The following is a 17,414-nucleotide window of genomic DNA, read 5'->3' as shown; positions in this document are numbered from 1 at the left end:
CCGGGTCATTATCCATCGGCACATAGGCATATTGACATACATTATATGAACACATATTGATGTGTTTAATGTATATGTCATGAAAGCTCGATAATGGCCCACTCGCACGCCGACCATGGTCATGGCCACGATCACGACCACGATCATTCGCACACGCCGACCATCACCAGCGACAATGAGCGCAAGGTGCTGCTGTCGTTCGGCCTGATCTTCACCTTCATGGCGGTCGAGGTCGTGGGCGGTCTGCTTTCAGGGTCGCTGGCGCTGCTGGCGGACGCCGGCCATATGATGACCGACGCGGCGGCGCTGGCGCTCGCCTATGCCGCCTTCCGTTTCGGCCAGCGCGCGGCTGATTCCAAACGCACCTTCGGCTATCTGCGTTTCGAGGTGATCGCCGGCTTCGTCAACGCCGTCACCCTGTTCGCGATCGTCGGCTGGATCGTCTATGAAGCCTGGCAGCGCTTTCAGGAGCCGCAGCCGATCCTTGCCGGCCCGATGTTCGGGGTCGCGATCGCGGGGCTGCTGGTCAATATCCTCGTCTTCTGGATTCTGACGCGCGGCGACAGCGAGCATGTCAACATCAAGGGCGCGGCGCTCCACGTCATGGGCGACCTGCTCGGCTCGGTCGGCGCCGTGGGCGCGGCGATCGTGATCTACCTGACGGGCTGGACGCCGATCGACCCCATCCTGTCGGTGGTCGTCTCCCTGCTGGTACTGCGTAGCGCATGGAAACTGGCGGGCAAGTCGCTGCACATCCTGCTCGAAGGCGCGCCCGACGGCGCGGCGCCGGAGAAGATCGAGCGCCATATTCTGGAGCATGTGCCGGGCGTGGCTGCGGTCGGCCATATCCATGTCTGGTCGATCACGTCGGGCCGCACGCTGGCGACGATGCACGTCCGACCGGCGAACGACACCGAGGCCCGCGTAGTGGTGCGTGCAGTGGAACGCGAGTTGGAGAGCCATTTCGAGATCGAGCACGCCACTGTAGCGGTGGATTGGAACGAGGAAGGCGAGACGTGCAGCCTCGCTCCCGGCAGCAAGCGGGATGAGGGACGCGGACCTGGGCACGACCATCCCAGCCACAGCCACGGCGGCGTGAAACACGCTTGCTCCCACTGATAGGCGGACGTTGGTGCAGCCTATCTGAAATGCTCTGTCAGACTGCCTCCCGGTGCCTGAAGGTGGCTCTTGGCAATGAACGGGAACCAAACGCCCGCAGGAACATCGCTGTTCTCACTGCCGCGCAAGCCTTGGGCGGCGCCAGCCCGCCGATCGTGATGTCGCTCGGCGGGCTGGTCGGTCAGCAACTCTCGCCCGATCCCGCCTGGGTTACCTTCCCCGTCAGCCTGTTCGGACTCGGCCTTCGCGACCACAGCGGCTGTTTCCTTTCTTGCCGGCACGATCTTGCACAGCTCGGGTTGGATGGCGATCAATTGGCTGATTTTCCCGGTAATCGCGACGAGCCTCATTCCGCTGCTGCTCCGGCAAGCCGGTTCCACAAGTGCAAGGGGATGATCGAGGAAAACCGGCAATTGGTTGGCTAGCGGGTGGTCAAGGCTGGCCCTAGAAGGATCATAAATCTACACATCGTCATATATTCACGTATAAGAGGCTCCTGATGTCCGACACCACCAACTCTGACGATCATGGCAATCCTAAGCATTCTCAGGGACTGTCGAGCCACGACGTAACGATCCTGGCCGAAACTTTCCGCTTGCTGGGCGATCCCTCCCGCCTGCGTATTCTGCTCTATTGCCTGCAAACGCCGCGATCGGTGGGCGACATCGCCGAAAGCCTCGATCTGTCGCAAACGCTGGTCAGCCACCATCTGCGCCTCCTGCGCGGCGCGCGCCTCGTCCGTAGCGAGCGACACGGCAAGCAGATATTCTATGAAGTGGCGGATGCCCATGTGAGCACCATGCTCATCGACATGGCCAGCCATATGGATGAGGATCACGACGACGAATGATCGCGCCCAGTAATATTTGTTCACAGAAAGACAGGAGGACCGGCGCACCTCGATCAGGCCCGCCGGTCCGATAACCATATCCCTCAGAACCAGGACCGGATTCCGATCAGGAAATTCCACCCACCTCTGCTTTCAGCGCGGGCGCGGCGAAAATCCGCCGTGTCGCCAAAGGCGCGTTCATATTTCACGCCGATATAGGGCGCGAACTCCGGCACGAACTGGTAGCGCAGACGCAACCCCAACTCGGCGGTGGACAGCCCGGAACCGATGCCCAGCTCGGGAACGTCCTGCGCGGAGAAGTTCAGTTCGGCGGTTGGCTGGAGGATCAGCTTCTGGGTCAGGCGCTGGTCATATTCCGCTTCGATTCGCGCGGTGACGTCACCCTTGTCGGACAGGAACAGCGCACTGTCGATCTCGAACCAGTAAGGGGCAAGGCCCTGAACGCCGATGACAGCGTAGGTGCGGTCCGGTCCGGACCGAAAATCGTGGCGTATGCCGGCCTGGAGGTTCCACCACGGATCGAGCGCGTGGCTCCAGAGCGCCTGCGCCTCGACACTTTCCGGGCTGTCGTCGAAGTGGCTTTCGCCTTCGGTCTTGAGCCAGAGCTTGTCGATATCGCCGCCATACCAGCCCTGCACGTCCCAGGCATAGCCGTCCTTGCCCTTGCCGATCACGGCTTCGAGCTGATCGATCAGGATATTGTGGCTTTTGATATCGCCATGTTCGCGGCGCACGATTTCGCGCGCCGGAGCCATGGCCGCCGCGCCGAATATGGCATCGGCGGCGTGATCGGGGCCGCCCATGGCCGCCGCCGATGGCCCGCGCACCGGCGGGTCGGGAATGCCCGGTTCATGGCCTGCATGGGCCTGGTGCGCTTCCATCGGCGCGGCTGAAGGCATGGCGTGGCCGGCATGAGGATCGGGCGCTGCGGAGGGTTCCGGCGGCATGTCGTGCCCCGCATGGGGATTGCCTTCGGCACCGTCCATACGATGCCCCGCATGGGAATCGGCCGGGTCCTGCTGTGAGGCGCCAGCATGACTCCGGTGATCGTGTTGCGCTCAAGCGGGAGTCGCGACGGCGAGGAGAGCGATGCCCACGAGCCGCATCATGCCGCGTCTCCGTCGAGCGGACGGACGGTGACGACGCGAAACATCCCGGCGTGCATGTGGAGCAGCAGATGGCAGTGAAACGCCCAGTCGCCGGGCGCATCGGCGGTCAGGTCGAAGCTGACCTTGCCGCCCGGCAGCACATTGACGGTGTGCTTGCGCGGATAGCTGCCGGTATGACCGTTCACCAGTTCGAAGAAATGGCCGTGCAGGTGGATGGGATGGGTCATCATCGTGTCGTTGATGAGGGTAACGCGGGCGCGTTCATTGCGCTCGAAGCGGATCGGTTCCACGCCCTCGCTGAACTTCTCGCCATCGAACGACCACATGAACCGTTCCATGTTGCCGGTGAGGTGGACCTCGACCGTGCGCTGCGGCGGGCGCGTGTCGGGATTGGGCGTCAAGGACATCAGATCGCGATAGGTCAGCACCTTATGGCCGACATCTTCGAGGCCCAGCCCCGGATCGCCGGTGCGATCGACCGGCGCCATGGCGATGGCGTCCACGCCCACACCGACCTTGACGCTGTCGGGAACCAAAGACTTGTCACGCATGTTCATGCCGCCCATCGAATGGGAACCGCCATGATCCATGCCGCTGTGATCCATCCCGCCATGGTCTGCTGTCACCGCGTCTGCCCCGGCCGCCATCGCGCCATGGCCCATGGCACTATGGTCCATTCCCGCCATTGATCCGTGGTCCATGCCGCCCATGCCCATGTCCTTCATGGTGAGCGTGGGACGCGGGCGCAGCGGCGGAATCGGCGCCGTCATCCCCATACGGGATGCGAGCGTGGCGCTCGCCATGCCGGAACGATCGATCGATTCCGCCACCAGCGTGAACGCCTTGTCCTCGGCGGGTTCGATGATGGCGTCATAAGTTTCGGCATTGCCGATCTGGAACTCGTCGACCGTTACGGGTCGGACATTCTGGCCATCGGCGCTGACCACCGTCATCGGCAGGCCGGGGATACGGATATTGAAGATCGTCATGGTGGCGGCATTGATGAAGCGCAGCCGCACCCGCTCGCCGGGACGGAACAGGCCGGTCCAGTTCTCCTGCGGGCCATGACCGTTGATGAGATAGGTGTAGGTGACGGCCGTCACGTCGGAAATGTCGGTGGGGTCCATCCGCATCTGCGCCCACATGGCGCGGTCCGATGCCGACATTTCCTCCTCGGGGCCGCCCTTCATCATGCCGAACAATGTCTGTTTCTGGCGATTGAAGTAGCCGCCTTCCGCCTTGAGCTTGGTGATGAGAGCGTGCGGATGCAGGAACGTCCAGTCGCTCAGCACGATCACATGCTCGCGATCATAAGCGATCGGATCGGGCTCGGCGGGATCGATCACGATCGGACCATAATGGCCCTGTTGTTCCTGAAGGCCGCTATGGCTGTGATACCAATAGGTGCCGCTTTGCAGCAACGGAAAGTCATAGACGAAGGTCGAACGCGGCTTGATCCCCGGAAAGCTGAGGCCGGGCACGCCGTCCATCTGGAATGGCACGAGCAGCCCGTGCCAGTGGATCGAGCTGTCCTCGTCGAGCGTGTTCTCGACGTGCAACCGCACATTCTGCCCCTCGCGCAGCCGGATCAGCGGCGCGGGCAATACACCATTCATAGTCACGGCGTGACCGGTCCGCCCGCCTACGGTGAAAGGCGTATTGGCAATCCTGAGGTGAATATCCTCGCCCGAGAGTGTGGGCAGGGTCGGTACAAGCCCGGTCGAGCCGGTTCTGGCCCAGGCGGGAACAAGCCCCGTGATGCCGAGTCCGGCTATGCCGATGGCTCCCGCTCGTAAAAACGACCTGCGCTCAATGAATGGTGTCATGTCTCTATGTCCTGCAGGTGCCCGATTTTCGGAAACGGGAACAAGGGCCGGAAATGCCGGACGGACGACAGCCGTCATCCGCCCGGTCGGACCTGGTGGTATGGCTACGCCTCCCTATGCCACTTCAATAGCGCGCGCGGGATAGCCGTCCTCGGCGAGCGCGACTTCGATAGCTTGCGCGCTAGCCACGGTATCGACCGTGACCTTCTTGTCCGCGATACTCACCTCGACCTTCGCATTGGCGTCGATCGCGGTGATCGCTTGCGCGATGTGCTTGATGCATGAACCGCAGCTCATGTTTTCGACGTGGAATTGCATGGGAAATCTCCATTGTTCCTGACAACGGATCACAAGCTAATCTTTCCCATCGTTGGAGGGTCAAGGCCGTTTTTCGCGGTCGCTATCGGAAAGGAGATCACGGCCCTACCGTTGAGCCATGTGCTTGCGAGGGCGGCTTGCTCTCATCAGGTCAGGATATATTTTGCCCTTGACCTTCCCATCATTGGAACCTGCATCTTGCGACAAATTCCAATCGTGAAGTGTGGAGTATCGAGCCATGATAGCCGCAGAAACCCTGAGAGATTCGGACGAATCCATCGATTCGGCGATCAGCTTGCCGATTGAGGGCATGACCTGCGCGTCCTGTGTGGCCCGCATCGAACGGTCGCTGAGCAAGGTCGAGGGCGTACAGTCCGTCAGCGTCAATCTGGCGACCGAACGCGCCGACATTCGAGCAAACGCCGACATTCGAGCAAACGCCGCCGTCGACCGAAAGGCGCTGGTGCGGGCCGTCGAGGCCGCCGGCTACAGCGTGCCATCTGTCGCCGGCATCGAACTGGCGGTGGAGGGAATGACCTGCGCATCCTGCGTCGGTCGCGTGGAGCGGGCGCTCAAAGCTGTCCCCGGCGTCACCGAGGCGATAGTCAACCTAGCGACCGAACGCGCGAGCGTGCGCGGCGCGGCCGATGTTGAGGCGCTCATCGCAGCGATCGCGGGCGCGGGCTATACAGCGCGCCCAATTGAGGCCAGCGTTTCTGGCGACGAGGAAGCGGCCGAGCGGAAGGACGCCGAGCGCCGGGCGCTGAAGCGCGATCTCACCCTTGCGACCGTACTGGCGCTGCCGGTGTTCCTGCTCGAAATGGGCAGCCACGTCATTCCCGGCGTCCATGGCTTGATCGACCGCACGATCGGCATGCAGGCAAGCTGGTATCTCCAGTTCGTCCTGACGACGCTGGTGCTCGCCTTCCCCGGCATCCGTTTCTACAAGGCGGGCCTGCCCGCGCTGGCGCGGCTGGCGCCGGACATGAACTCGCTGGTTGCCGTCGGCACGCTGGCCGCCTACGGCTATTCGCTGGTCGCGACTTTCGCGCCCGGTCTGCTGCCCGCCGGGACGGTCAACGTCTATTATGAAGCGGCGGCGGTCATCGTTGCGCTGATCCTGTTGGGCCGTTACCTCGAAGCCCGTGCAAAGGGCCGCACCTCCGAAGCGATCAAGCGGCTGGTGGGATTGCAGGCCAAGACCGCCCGCGTGCGCCGCGACAGCGCGGTGTTCGAGGTTTCCATTAGCGAGGTCATCACCGGCGACATTATCGAAGTGCGTCCCGGCGAGCGCATCCCCGTCGATGGCGAAGTGACCGAGGGCGAGAGCTATGTCGACGAGTCGATGATCACCGGCGAACCCATCCCGGTCGCCAAGGCTGAGGGCGCCACGCTGGTCGGCGGCACCGTCAATCAGCAGGGCGCGCTGGCGTTCCGCGCCACCGCCGTTGGCGGCGCGACGATGCTGGCGCAGATCATCCGCATGGTCGAGCAGGCGCAGGGATCGAAGCTGCCGATTCAGGCGCTGGTCGACAAGGTGACGATGTGGTTCGTCCCCGCCGTGTTCGGTGTGGCGGCGCTGACTTTCGCAGCCTGGCTGTGGTTCGGCCCGTCGCCCGCACTGACCTTTGCACTGGTGAATGCGGTCGCCGTGCTCATCATCGCCTGCCCCTGCGCTATGGGGCTGGCGACGCCGACCGCCATCATGGTCGGCACCGGGCGCGGAGCGGAACTGGGTATCTTGTTCCGCAAGGGCGAGGCGCTGCAACTGCTGAAGGACGCCAGGGTTGTCGCGGTCGACAAGACCGGCACGCTGACCGAAGGTCGTCCCGCGCTCACCGACCTGCAAGTGACGGACGGCTTCGACCGGGCGGCGGTGCTGGGTCTGGTCGCCGCTGTCGAGGACAAGTCGGAGCATCCGATCGCCCGCGCAATCGTCGACGCGGCCAAGGCGGAAGGTATTGCGCTGCCCGCGATTACCGACTTCGACTCTATCACCGGCTTCGGTGTCAAGGCGGTGGCGGGTGGCGAGCTGGTCCAGATCGGTGCCGATCGCTACATGCGCGAGCTTGGGCTGGACGTGGCCGCCTTTGCGGAGACAGCACAGCGGTTGGGGCAGGAAGGCAAGTCGCCGCTCTATGCCGCCATTGGCGGGCGGCTTGCCGCGATCATCGCGGTGGCCGATCCGATCAAGGCGACCACGCCGGCAGCCATCGCGGCGCTGCACGCGCTCGGCCTCAAGGTTGCGATGCTGACCGGCGACAACCGCATGACGGCCGAGGCTATCGCCCGCCAGCTCGGTATCGACGAAGTGGTCGCCGAAGTCCTGCCCGAAGGGAAGGTGGAGGCGATAGCCCGGCTCAAGGCCGAGCATGGCCGCGTCGCCTTCGTCGGGGATGGCATCAACGATGCGCCCGCGCTGGCGGCTGCCGATATCGGCCTAGCGGTCGGCACCGGCACGGATATCGCGATCGAGGCGGCCGATGTCGTGCTGATGTCGGGCCATCTGAACGGTGTGGCGACGGCCATCGCCCTGTCGCGCGCGACGATTGGCAATATCCGCCAGAACCTGTTCTGGGCGTTCGCCTACAACACGGCGCTGATCCCGGTCGCGGCAGGCGTGCTCTATCCGAGCCTGGGCATCCTGTTCTCGCCGGTGTTCGCGGCGGGTGCTATGGCGATGTCGAGCATCTTCGTCTTGGGTAATTCGTTGCGCCTGCGCGGTTTTCAGCCACGCGAGACAGGAGGAACGGCATGAACATCGGACAAGCCTCCAAGGCGTCGGGCGTCTCCGCCAAGATGATCCGCTATTACGAGCAGACCGGCCTCATTCCGAAAGCCGATCGCAAGGACTCCGGCTATCGCGATTACTCGCCATCGGATGTTCATATGCTGCGGTTCATCCGGCGGGCGCGTGATCTCGGTTTCTCGGTCGCGGAGATCAACGATCTTCTGAGCCTCTGGCGGGACAAGGCCCGCCAGAGCGCCGATGTGAAGCGGATCGCGCAGGCCCATATCGCCCAGCTTCAGGAGCGGATCGAAAATCTGAACCAGATGGCCGCGACGCTCGGAACGCTGGTGGATTGCTGCGCGGGCGATGATCGGCCTGACTGCCCGATCCTTGCCGATCTGGAGGAACCCGGCGCCGCGCCAGCATCCGTGCCGGCGGCAACGGGCCGCCTTCGGCACCGACCGTAAACGAATCAGATATTCGACACCGCTCCACGATGCGGCGCCGCTCCCGCTAAGCCGTGGTCAACAAGTCCGACAACAAGCGGACGCGTTGATCCCGAGTGGTGCGGTCGCCTTCAGAAAAACGCTGACGCCATAACCTATGGCGACCACCCCGCCGATTTGCAGTAGGTCTCGTCGTGAAGGGCGGCGCTTCTCCGTCATGTGTCGTCCGGGGTCGCGCCTCCCAGCGCCCGGATCAAGGCGATTGCCGTTCGGGCGCGATCATATTCGACCGTGATGCTGGCGCGTTGCGCGGCGAGCGCGGCGGTTTGGGCCGTCGTCACCTCCAGATAGTCGGCCGCGCCGTCGCGATAGCGATCAAGCGCCAGGCTCTCAGCCCGCGCCGCCGCTTGGGCGGCTATGCGCTGCTCGCGATCCTGACCCGTCAAGGCATCCATGCGAGACAGGGCATCCTCCACCTCCCGGAACGCATCCAGCACGGTCTGGCGGTAGCCCGCGGCGAGTTCTTCATAGTCCGTCCGGCTGATGGCCAGCCGCGCTCGCCGTCCGCCACCGTCGAACAGATTGAAGATCGTGGTGATCGGCCCGAGCGCCCAGAAACCAGTATCCGCGCTGACGATCGGCGCCTCGACCGCCTGATACCCCGCGCCGAGCCCGAGGCTGATGCGCGGATAGAAGGCGGCCCGCGCGACGCCGATCCGCGCATTGGCGGCGACCAGGCGGCGCTGCGCCTCGGCGATGTCGGGACGGCGCTGAAGAAGTTCGGAGGGCAGGGACGGCGGCAGGTCAGGCAGCGCAAGGCTTCGTTGCGCGGGATCGATGGCGAAAACAGAGGCGCTCTCGCCAACCAGCGCCGCGATCCGGTTCTCGATCCCCGCGCGCTGCGCCCGTAGCGCCTCCAGACGGGCGCGGGCATCGGCGAGCTGGGCCGTCGATCGGCTACGGTCCACGCCAGAGGCAATGCCGCCTTCGTGGCGGGTGCGGATCAAATCATCGGCGCGCGCATAGGCGGCCACGGTCCTGGTCAGCAGGACCTGCTCGGCATCGACGGCGCGAAGTTGGACATAGAGATCGGCGACCGAAGCCTGAAGGCTGAGCCGCGCCGAGCGCAAGGCGGCCTCCTGCGCTTCGGCATCCGCCGTAGCGGCGCGCACGCTGTTGCGGACCCGGCCCCAAAGGTCCAACTCATAATCGAGACCAACACCGAAGAGGATCTGGTTCGCGATTACGGGCTCGCCAGCTCCGATCGATCGTCCGGCTGAAAGCCGCTCGCGCGAAGCCCCGCCGGTCAGATCGACATTCGGCAACTGGTTGGAGCGGTCGAGCCGTGCCGCCGCCAACGCCCGGTCGTAACGGGCAAGCGCGGCCGCGAGCGTCGGGGTCCGCTCGTCCAGCCGCGCCATCAGCTCGTCGAGCACCGGGTCCGCGAATCCGCGCCACCACTCGCCACGGTCTAGATGATCGCCGGGCGCGGCCGTCGTCCATCCTTCCACATGGCGGAAGCTTGCCGGGGTCTCGATTGCCGGCGTTTGCATCGGCGGCAGGGTGGCGCAGCCGCCGAGGCCGATCGCGGCGACGAATGCTATCCTAGCGCTGCGCATTCGGAGCCGCCGGTTGCCGTGCGGGAACTACCCGGACCTTGTCGCCGGTGGCCAGCGCGTCGGGAGGGGTCTGAACGATGCGGTCGGTTGGACGTAGCCCCGAGATAATCTCGATGGTCGCGCCCTGGTCGCGACCCACCGCAACCTCCCGAAGCGCGACCTGACCCTGGCCATCGACCACGGCGACCCGCGCGCCGTCGGAACCGAGGATCAGGGCGCTCGCCGGCACCTGGACCGTTTCGGCGCCGCCAGGCACGGACACCCGCACCTCCGCGTAGCTGCCGGGTCTCAGGCGTCGAGCGCCGTTATCGACCAGAAATTCCACCAGCATTGCGCCGGATTGGCGGTCCACCGCCTCGGAGAGACGGGACAGTGTGGCCTCGAACACCTCGCCCGGTCTGTCAGGCACGGTGAACATCGCTTGCGTGCCGCGCACCAGCCTTCCCGAAAAAGCTTGCGGTACGCGCACATAGAGGCGCAGGCGGCTGACGTCGGCAACGGTGAACAAGGGTTCCACCCCCGGCGCGCCCGTCTGGACCAAGGCGCCGAGCTGGGCCGAGCGGCTGGTGACGACGCCATCGAACGGCGCCGTCAGCCGCGTAAATCCGGTCAGCGCCCTCAGCCGGCCGACGTCCGCCTGAGCGGCCCGTGCGCGCGCATCGGCAGCGGCAAACTGCCCCTGCCGCTCATCGGCTTCCTGCCGGGACACGGCGTCCTTTTCGAGCAGATTGTTCCAGCGCGCCGCCGTGGTTTCGGCCAGCCCGCGATCAGCGGCCGCGGTCTGATAGGCCGCCTGGGCCTGCGCGAGCTGCTGGTCGATCTCGGGCGCATCGAGGATGGCGAGCGTTTGCCCGCGCCGCACCCGGTCCCCGATGTCCGCGCGCCATTCGCGCACATAGCCGCTCACCCGCGCGTTGATCGCGGCGCGATTATAGGGATCGAGACTGCCCGGCAGCACGATCTCGCCTCCCTCGGACACGCGGGGCTGAACCAGGCTGACGGTGGGCAGCGCGTTCTCGGCCGCGATGGCTGCCTGTTCGCTTTCGGCCATGCCGCGCGAAACGAGGCCGCCTCCGACCAGTGCGGCAATCACGAGACCGGCCGCGCCGAGATAAAGGCCGGCGCGCTTCTTTGGGGTTGGATCAGACATGCTGGAGTTCAAGCTCCCTTGCGGGTGAGGAAGGCGCGCCCTTGCGATGGGCGATGCTGAACAGCGCCGGCACGAGCAGCAGTGTCGCCACGGTTGCGAAGATCAAGCCGCCGATCACCGCGCGGCCGAGCGGAGCGTTCTGCTCGGCGCCCTCGCCGATACCGAGCGCGATGGGGGTCATGCCGATGATGATCGCGAGCGCGGTCATCAGCACGGGGCGGAAACGGACCACCGCCGCCTCGATCGCGGCGCGGGTGGCGTCGCCGGTCTCGGCTAGGCGTTCGCGTGCGAAGCTGACCACCAGGATGGAGTTGGCGGTGGCGACGCCCATGCACATGATCGCGCCGGTGAGCGCGGGCACGGAGATGGTCGTGCCGGTCACGAACAGCATCCAGACGATGCCGGCGAAGGCGGCCGGCAGCGCGCCGATGATGACCAGCGGGTCGATCCAGCTCTGGAAGGTCACGACGATCACGAGGTAGATGAGGATAATCGCGCCGATCAGCCCGAAAGCGAGACCGGAGAAGGCGTGGTTCATCGTCTCATATTGTCCCGCCAGCGTGACGGTTACGCCGGCCGGGCGCTCGGCATCCATCTCGGCAATGATGCGATGAATGTCGCCGGCCACGGCGCCCAGGTCGCGAGCCTGCGGCGTGGCATAGATGTTGATGACCGGCTGGATGTCTGCTCGGCTCGCTACGTTGATGGTCGTATTGCGAGTCACGGCGCCAAGACCGCCCAGCGTCTGGGCCTCCCCGGCGCCCGTCGCCGAAACCGGCAGCGCTTCCAGCGCAGCGATCGTGTCGACCTCCAGTTCGGGGACTTGCGCCACGACAGGATAGGACACCCCGTTTTCGGGATTGAGCCAGTAAACCGGCGCAGACTGCTGCGTGCCGGCTAGGGCGGTCGCGACGCTGGTGGTTACGTCACGCTGGTTGAGCCCGTATTGCGCGATCCGCGAGCGATCGATGTCGATGTTGAGCTGCGGCGCGCGCGAGGATTGCTGGAGTCGGGCGTCGGCGAGGCCGGGCACGGTCCGAACGCGTTTGAGGATCGCTTGCGCATAAGCTTCGTTCGCCGCGAGATTCCGGCCGCGCACCTGGATATCGATCGGCGCTGGCGAGCCGAAGTTCAGGATTTGGCTGGTGATGTCGGCAGGCAGGAAGGAGAAATCAACGCCCGGAAAGCTCACGGGCAGCTCGCGCCGCAAAGTGGCGACATGCGTGTCCGTCGCGGTTCGGTTCCGCCCGAGCGAGATGAGGATATCGCCCTCGTTCAGTCCCACCGTCCCCGTATTGTTGTAGATGACGTTGAGCAGCGCGGAGGACATTCCGACATTGGCGACGACCGATTCAACCTGCTCGGCGGGGATCAATTCGCGCACCCGCGTCTGCACCCGCGAGATCAGCGCCGTGCTGTCCTCGATGCGCGTGCCTGCCGGCGCGCGCACATGCAGGGTGATTTGCCCAGCATCCACAGTGGGAAAGAAGTCGCGGCCAAGTGTGGGAATGAGCAGCAGCGACGCCACCATCGCGCCGAGGAACGCCGGGATGAAGATGCGCCGTGCGGACATCACGCGGGAAAGCACCCGCCCGAAGCGGTCCTTCTGCCTGTCGAACCCGGTCGAAAAGCGATGCTGGAACCGGACGAGTGGATTGCGCGAGCGGGCGCGCTCGGCCTCTTCGCCCTCCCGATGCGGGCGTAGCAGATACATCGCCATCGTCGGGATGAGCGTGCGCGACAGGATGAACGAGGCGATCATCGAGAAGATCACCGCCAGTGCCAGCGGCACGAACAGATAGCCTGCGACGCCCGGCAGGAAGAACATCGGCACGAAGACGATGCAGATGCACGTCACGATCACGAAGGCGGGCGTCACGATCTGCGCCGCGCCGTCCATGATCGAGCGTAGAACCGGCTTCCCTTTCTCAAGGTGCCAGTTGATGTTCTCGATCGTGACCATCGCGTCGTCGACCAATATGCCGATGGCCAGAGCCAAGCCGCTCAGCGTCATGATGTTGATCGTCTGGCCGGTCGCGCTCAGCGCCAACAACGCGGCGAGGATCGCCAAGGGTATCGTGGTCACGATGATGATCGTCGATCGCCACGATCCCAGAAACAGCAGGATCATCAGCGAGGTCAGCACGGCGGCCAACACACCCTCATAGGCCACGGTGGAGACGGCCGCCTTCACCAGCACCGACTGGTCGCCGATAAGCTGGACGCGCAGCGTTTCCGGGAGGCCCTCGGTGATCTGTGGGATACGCTCGCGAACCGTATTGACGATATCGATGGTTGAGGCCGCACCGCTCTTGAGCACGGTCATCAGGACTGACCGCTGGCCTTCGACTTGGACGATGTTCATTTGCGGCGGCGCGCCGTCGCGGACTTGGGCGATGTCGCGCATGGTGATCGTCGCGCCGTCGACCACGCGAACTGGCAGATTGTTCAACTGCTCGACCGAGCCCGGCGCATTGTTGAGCCTGACGGTGTATTGCAGGCCGCCGACCTTGGCGAAGCCCGCCGGGATGATTTGGGTTTGCGCGGCAATCGCCGCCGCGACGTCGCCGGCGGACAGGCCGCGAGCGCGCAGCGCCTCAGGGTCGATGTCGATCTGTATCTGACGCTGCTTGCCGCCGAATGGGAAGGGCATGGCGACGCCCGGCACGGTGATGAGCTGCGGGCGGATTTGATTGACGCCGAGATCGTAGAGCTGCTGTTCGCTCAGCCCTTCGCCGGAGAGGGCGAGCTGGACGATCGGCACGGTCGAGGCGTCATAGTTGACGATGAACGGCGGAGAGATGCCCGGCGGAAGCTGACGCAAAATGGCCTGCGAGATCGACGTGACCTGCGCGGTCGCGGTGCGAATGTCCGCGCCTGGCTGGAAGTAAATCCGCACGACGCCAACGCCGTTCATCGACTGGCTCTCGATCCGGTCGATGTCGTTGACGGTCGTGGTCAGCACGCGTTCGAACGGATTGATGATCCGTCCGGCCATGTCCTCGGGCGACAGCCCATTATAGGTCCAGGCGGTCGCGATCACCGGCACGCCGATGCGCGGGAAGATGTCGACCGGCATCCTCAGAACGGACAGGATGCCGAGGCCAAAGATCAGCACGGCCATCACGATGAAGGTCAGCGGTCGCGTTAGCGCGACCCGCACGAGCGCCATCATCGTGGCTGGTTCCGAAACATAGGTGACTTGCTAGGCATCGCACGTCCTCCCGCGAGATCGCGAAAATGGGCATGCTCCCGTCTTGCGTGATCGTGATCGTGGTGGCTGTGGGAATGGGGCATGTCGATCTCAAACGGAGCCATAAGATGTGCACATGAATATGTGTTCATTTGTTTGATGTCAACTCGATGCAGTCAAGCACCACCATGAGCTGGCCGTGGCGATGACGAGCAAATGGCAGCGTCATTTTTGCGCTCGGAGAAGCCGATGACGGCGTCGGCGGTTGAGGGACGGCTTCAGGAATCCGGGAATTCCTGACTTTCCGCATTGATTCGTTTGTTGCCGCAGACCGATGCTTCTTCCAACGTTTGGAAGGTCAAGGGATGAATCACTTCGGGCTCACGTCGGACCTACGCCGCCGGTACGTTGCTCGATGACTATGTGCAGTCGGGCACCATGGCCGCCGACCAAGCGGCGCTTCTAGCCGAAGTCGCCAAGGGTCCCGACCGCGTCGTCATCATTGAGGACACGCGCGAGCTTCAATGCGCCGCGCCTAATCTCGTCGCGATGCGCACCAAGGATGGCATTGCGACGCTCGACGCGCCATGCCGGCGTGCCCCTTCGACCTATCGCCTATCCTTTCATATTTATCTATATTCATATGAATGATTGTTGAAAATAATCCTTGACCTTGCCAACGCTGGAAGCCGCAAAGCGAACAGGAATCGATCAGACGCCGCGGAACGGATGAACAAGGCGCGGCACAGTTGAAAGGCAATATCATGCCGACAAAAAGCGCACTTCTCCTGGCTTCCATAGCCTTGGCTATTGGCGGCCTTACGTCAGCTTGTAGCAAATCGGGCGGCGATCAGGGCGCACAAGCGGCGGCAGCGCCGCAAGTGCCAGTAGCGCAAGTTGTCGTGCGCGAGCTTGCCCCCTCGGCCGAGTTCAACGGTTCGCTATCGGCGCCCCAGAGCGTCGAGTTGCGGCCCCGCGTCAGCGGCGCAATCGTCTCCGTCCATGTCCCCGAAGGCGTGCTCGTCAGGAAGGGGCAGCTTCTGTTCCGCATTGATCCGCGACCATTCCAGGTCGCGCTCGATCAGGCGCAGGCGCAGCTTCGTCAGGCGCAAGCCTCCGCAACGCTCGCCGAAAGCAATTTCACCCGCTCGGAACAACTCGTCGCGACCGGCGCAATCTCGCGCAAGACTTATGACGACGCGCTGGCGCAGCGGAACGCCGCACGCGCACAGGTGCAGGCCGGTAGCGCGGCCGTAGCCGCCGCACGGCTCGACCTTTCCTTTACGCAGGTCACGGCGCCGGTCGGCGGCCGGGTCGATCGCGTGCCCTCGGACCTTCTGGCGCGCCGACCCGACATCCGCGCGGTCGAACATACGCTGCGCGCCGCCAACGCGAATATCGGCGCTGCCCGCTCAGCGTTCTTCCCGACGATCAGTCTGACCGGCTCGGCGGGAACAGCGAGCGCGAGCCTCGACGATCTGTTCTCATCGGGGTCGGGCGCATGGAGCTTCATGCCGCGCATCACCCTGCCGCTTCCAATCTTCGGCGGCAGCGCGCTGAGAGCCAACCTCGATCGCGCGGACGTGCAGAAACGGATCGAAATCGCCAACTATGAGAAGGCGATCCAATCCGCCTTCCGCGACGTGGCTGACGGGCTCGCCGGCAAAGGAACCTTGGACGCCCAAATCCGATCGGAAACGCAGCGGGTCGATGCCAGCCGCAATGCCTACAGGCTCGCGGAACAGCGGCTCAACTCAGGCGAGGATGACAACCTCGCCCTGCTCGACGCGCAGCGCACGCTTTACGGGTCACAGCAAGCCTTGGTCCGCTCCAAGCTGGTGCGGCTCAGTAATCTCATCAATCTCTACAAGGCGCTGGGTGGCGGCTGGACGGAGTTCACGACACCGCCTGATGATCCGTTAGCCCGGTGATTGAGCTGCGCCAGCTCCGCTACCTGATTGCGGCGGCCGAGGCCGGTAGCTTCAGTCGCGCGGCGCGCAGCATAAATATCAAGCAAGCAACGCTCAGCCGACACGTCCTCGAAATCGAGAAGCGGCTAGGCATGGCGCTGTTCGACCGCAAGACCCGCGGTGCCACTCTGACTCCGAATGGCAGAACCTATCTGCGAACGGCACAGCGCATCGTGAAGGAGTTCGAGGAACTGAACAACTGGGTCCGCGCCACGAACAACGGCCACGTCGGCAAGCTGGCCGTAGGCTTCTATACGTCCTTCTCCGCCGGCAACTTGCGGGCAACGCTCAGCGAGTTCGGCGAACGCCACCCCGAGGTCAAAGTATCCGGCTTTGAACGCGATCGGGATATGCTGTTGGCCGGGATCGAGAATGGCCTGCTCGATATCGCGATCATGATTGGGGAGGCCTCCTATCGGGGTCTGATGAGCCGTTCTTTCTGGAGTGAGCGCATATTTGTAGCAATGCCGGCAGGCCATCCACTCACCCAATGCGAACGCATCCATTGGCCCGACCTGACCGGCGAACACTTTTTGCTGACCGAACGAGATCCCGGCCCAGAGACCCGAAACATCCTCATGGGCAAACTTGGGGTCCCCGGTTGCATGCCAGAGATCGACATGCAGGATATCGGACGCGAGACAATGTTGAGCGCCATTGCGCTCGGTGGGCGTCTCTCGATTGTCGCCGAATCCGCCTTGGGTATCCAAGTGCCAGGCGTAACGTTCAGCGAAATCCACGACAGTCATGGACATATGCGGATCGGCTTCTCGGGCTATTGGCGTGAAGACAATGACAACCCCGTCTTGCTGCGCTTCCTTGATCTCGTGGCCGGTCGCTATTCGCTGCCGCCCATTCTGATGCCGCAGCCATCACATCACCAACCGGAAAAGAAATAGCCATGACACGAAGCAAGACACTCTTCATCGTGCTGGTCGCGCTGGTCATCGGATTCGGCGTGGGCTTCGTGCTGCGCCCGGTGATCATGCCCGTCGAGCGTGCGCCGGCCCTCGCGAGTCCGGCCCCCGCCGCACCGGAGCCGGCCGAACCGCGCGGGACGCAGTATTTCGCGGCGCATCTCGA

13 protein-coding genes and 2 pseudogenes are annotated in these 17,414 nt (G+C 64.1%); 9 read left to right on the top strand and 6 right to left on the bottom strand.

All coding sequences use genetic code 11. The features are described 5' to 3' along the window. Positions 1-93 precede the first annotated feature (93 nt). From AX735_RS00860 to AX735_RS00850, 3 genes are all read left to right on the top strand, one after another. Complete coding sequence (locus tag AX735_RS00860) at positions 94-1,119, top strand: cation diffusion facilitator family transporter (protein WP_017502060.1); 1,026 nt, start codon at positions 94-96, stop codon at positions 1,117-1,119. Positions 1,120-1,181: 62 nt separating this feature from the next. Then, positions 1,182-1,544, top strand: a complete 363-nt coding sequence (locus AX735_RS26205; RefSeq protein ID WP_228220262.1) for a hypothetical protein — start codon at positions 1,182-1,184, stop codon at positions 1,542-1,544. 74 nt (positions 1,545-1,618) lie between these two features. Further along, entirely contained in the window at positions 1,619-1,969 is a 351-nt protein-coding gene (locus AX735_RS00850) for an ArsR/SmtB family transcription factor (RefSeq protein WP_017502062.1), read from the top strand. A gap of 83 nt (positions 1,970-2,052) precedes the next feature. On the opposite strand, the gene AX735_RS00845 is transcribed toward AX735_RS00850, so the two are convergent. From AX735_RS00845 to AX735_RS00835, 3 genes are all read right to left on the bottom strand, one after another. Beyond that, a complete protein-coding gene (locus AX735_RS00845; protein WP_017502063.1) occupies positions 2,053-2,955 on the bottom strand; it encodes a copper resistance protein B in 903 nt (300 codons plus the stop codon). Between the two features lie 119 nt (positions 2,956-3,074). After that, on the bottom strand, positions 3,075-4,904 hold the full coding sequence (locus AX735_RS00840) for a copper resistance system multicopper oxidase (protein ID WP_026109362.1): 1,830 nt from the start codon (positions 4,902-4,904) through the stop codon (positions 3,075-3,077). A 114-nt stretch (positions 4,905-5,018) separates the two neighbouring features. Next, positions 5,019-5,222 carry a heavy-metal-associated domain-containing protein gene (locus AX735_RS00835; RefSeq protein ID WP_017502065.1) on the bottom strand — a complete coding sequence of 68 codons (204 nt, stop codon included), beginning with the start codon at positions 5,220-5,222 and terminating at the stop codon, positions 5,019-5,021. A gap of 238 nt (positions 5,223-5,460) precedes the next feature. Between AX735_RS00835 and AX735_RS00830 the strand changes: the two genes are divergently transcribed. Together AX735_RS00830 and cueR are read left to right on the top strand one after the other, a co-directional pair. Continuing rightward, positions 5,461-7,980 carry a heavy metal translocating P-type ATPase gene (locus tag AX735_RS00830; protein WP_017502066.1) on the top strand — a complete coding sequence of 840 codons (2,520 nt, stop codon included), beginning with the start codon at positions 5,461-5,463 and terminating at the stop codon, positions 7,978-7,980. Further along, complete coding sequence (gene cueR, locus AX735_RS00825; protein ID WP_017502067.1) at positions 7,977-8,420, top strand: Cu(I)-responsive transcriptional regulator; 444 nt, start codon at positions 7,977-7,979, stop codon at positions 8,418-8,420. The genes AX735_RS00830 and cueR overlap by 4 nt, the downstream gene beginning before the upstream one ends. Positions 8,421-8,614: 194 nt before the next feature. Here the strand turns inward: cueR and AX735_RS00820 are convergent, their stop codons facing one another. The 3 genes from AX735_RS00820 to AX735_RS00810 are packed head-to-tail and all read right to left on the bottom strand — an operon-like array spanning position 8,615 to position 14,343. Then, a complete protein-coding gene (locus tag AX735_RS00820) occupies positions 8,615-10,018 on the bottom strand; it encodes an efflux transporter outer membrane subunit (protein WP_017502068.1) in 1,404 nt (467 codons plus the stop codon). Then, positions 10,005-11,168, bottom strand: coding sequence for an efflux RND transporter periplasmic adaptor subunit (locus AX735_RS00815; RefSeq protein WP_017502069.1), 1,164 nt, complete (start codon positions 11,166-11,168; stop codon positions 10,005-10,007). The genes AX735_RS00820 and AX735_RS00815 overlap by 14 nt, the downstream gene beginning before the upstream one ends. Next, a complete protein-coding gene (locus tag AX735_RS00810) occupies positions 11,161-14,343 on the bottom strand; it encodes an efflux RND transporter permease subunit (protein WP_017502070.1) in 3,183 nt (1,060 codons plus the stop codon). The genes AX735_RS00815 and AX735_RS00810 overlap by 8 nt, the downstream gene beginning before the upstream one ends. 402 nt (positions 14,344-14,745) lie before the next feature. On the opposite strand from AX735_RS00810, the pseudogene AX735_RS00805 reads away from it, so the two are divergent. From AX735_RS00805 to AX735_RS00790, 4 genes and pseudogenes are all read left to right on the top strand, one after another. Beyond that, positions 14,746-14,940: pseudogene (locus tag AX735_RS00805) on the top strand (P-type conjugative transfer ATPase TrbB); the annotation flags it as partial. 170 nt (positions 14,941-15,110) lie between these two features. Then, positions 15,111-16,292, top strand: a complete 1,182-nt coding sequence (locus tag AX735_RS24020) for an efflux RND transporter periplasmic adaptor subunit (protein ID WP_081600934.1) — start codon at positions 15,111-15,113, stop codon at positions 16,290-16,292. Next, complete coding sequence (locus tag AX735_RS00795; protein WP_017502073.1) at positions 16,289-17,230, top strand: LysR substrate-binding domain-containing protein; 942 nt, start codon at positions 16,289-16,291, stop codon at positions 17,228-17,230. Before AX735_RS24020 ends, AX735_RS00795 begins: the two co-directional genes overlap by 4 nt. Before the next feature lie 2 nt (positions 17,231-17,232). Next, a pseudogene (locus AX735_RS00790) lies at positions 17,233-17,414 on the top strand (hypothetical protein); the annotation flags it as partial.

Origin of the sequence: Blastomonas sp. CCH1-A6, assembly GCF_001556365.1 — a bacterium.
Classification (GTDB): domain Bacteria; phylum Pseudomonadota; class Alphaproteobacteria; order Sphingomonadales; family Sphingomonadaceae; genus Blastomonas; species Blastomonas ursincola.
The sequence above is the reverse complement of the archived record's forward strand: the minus strand, read 5'-3'. Positions and strand labels throughout refer to the sequence as shown.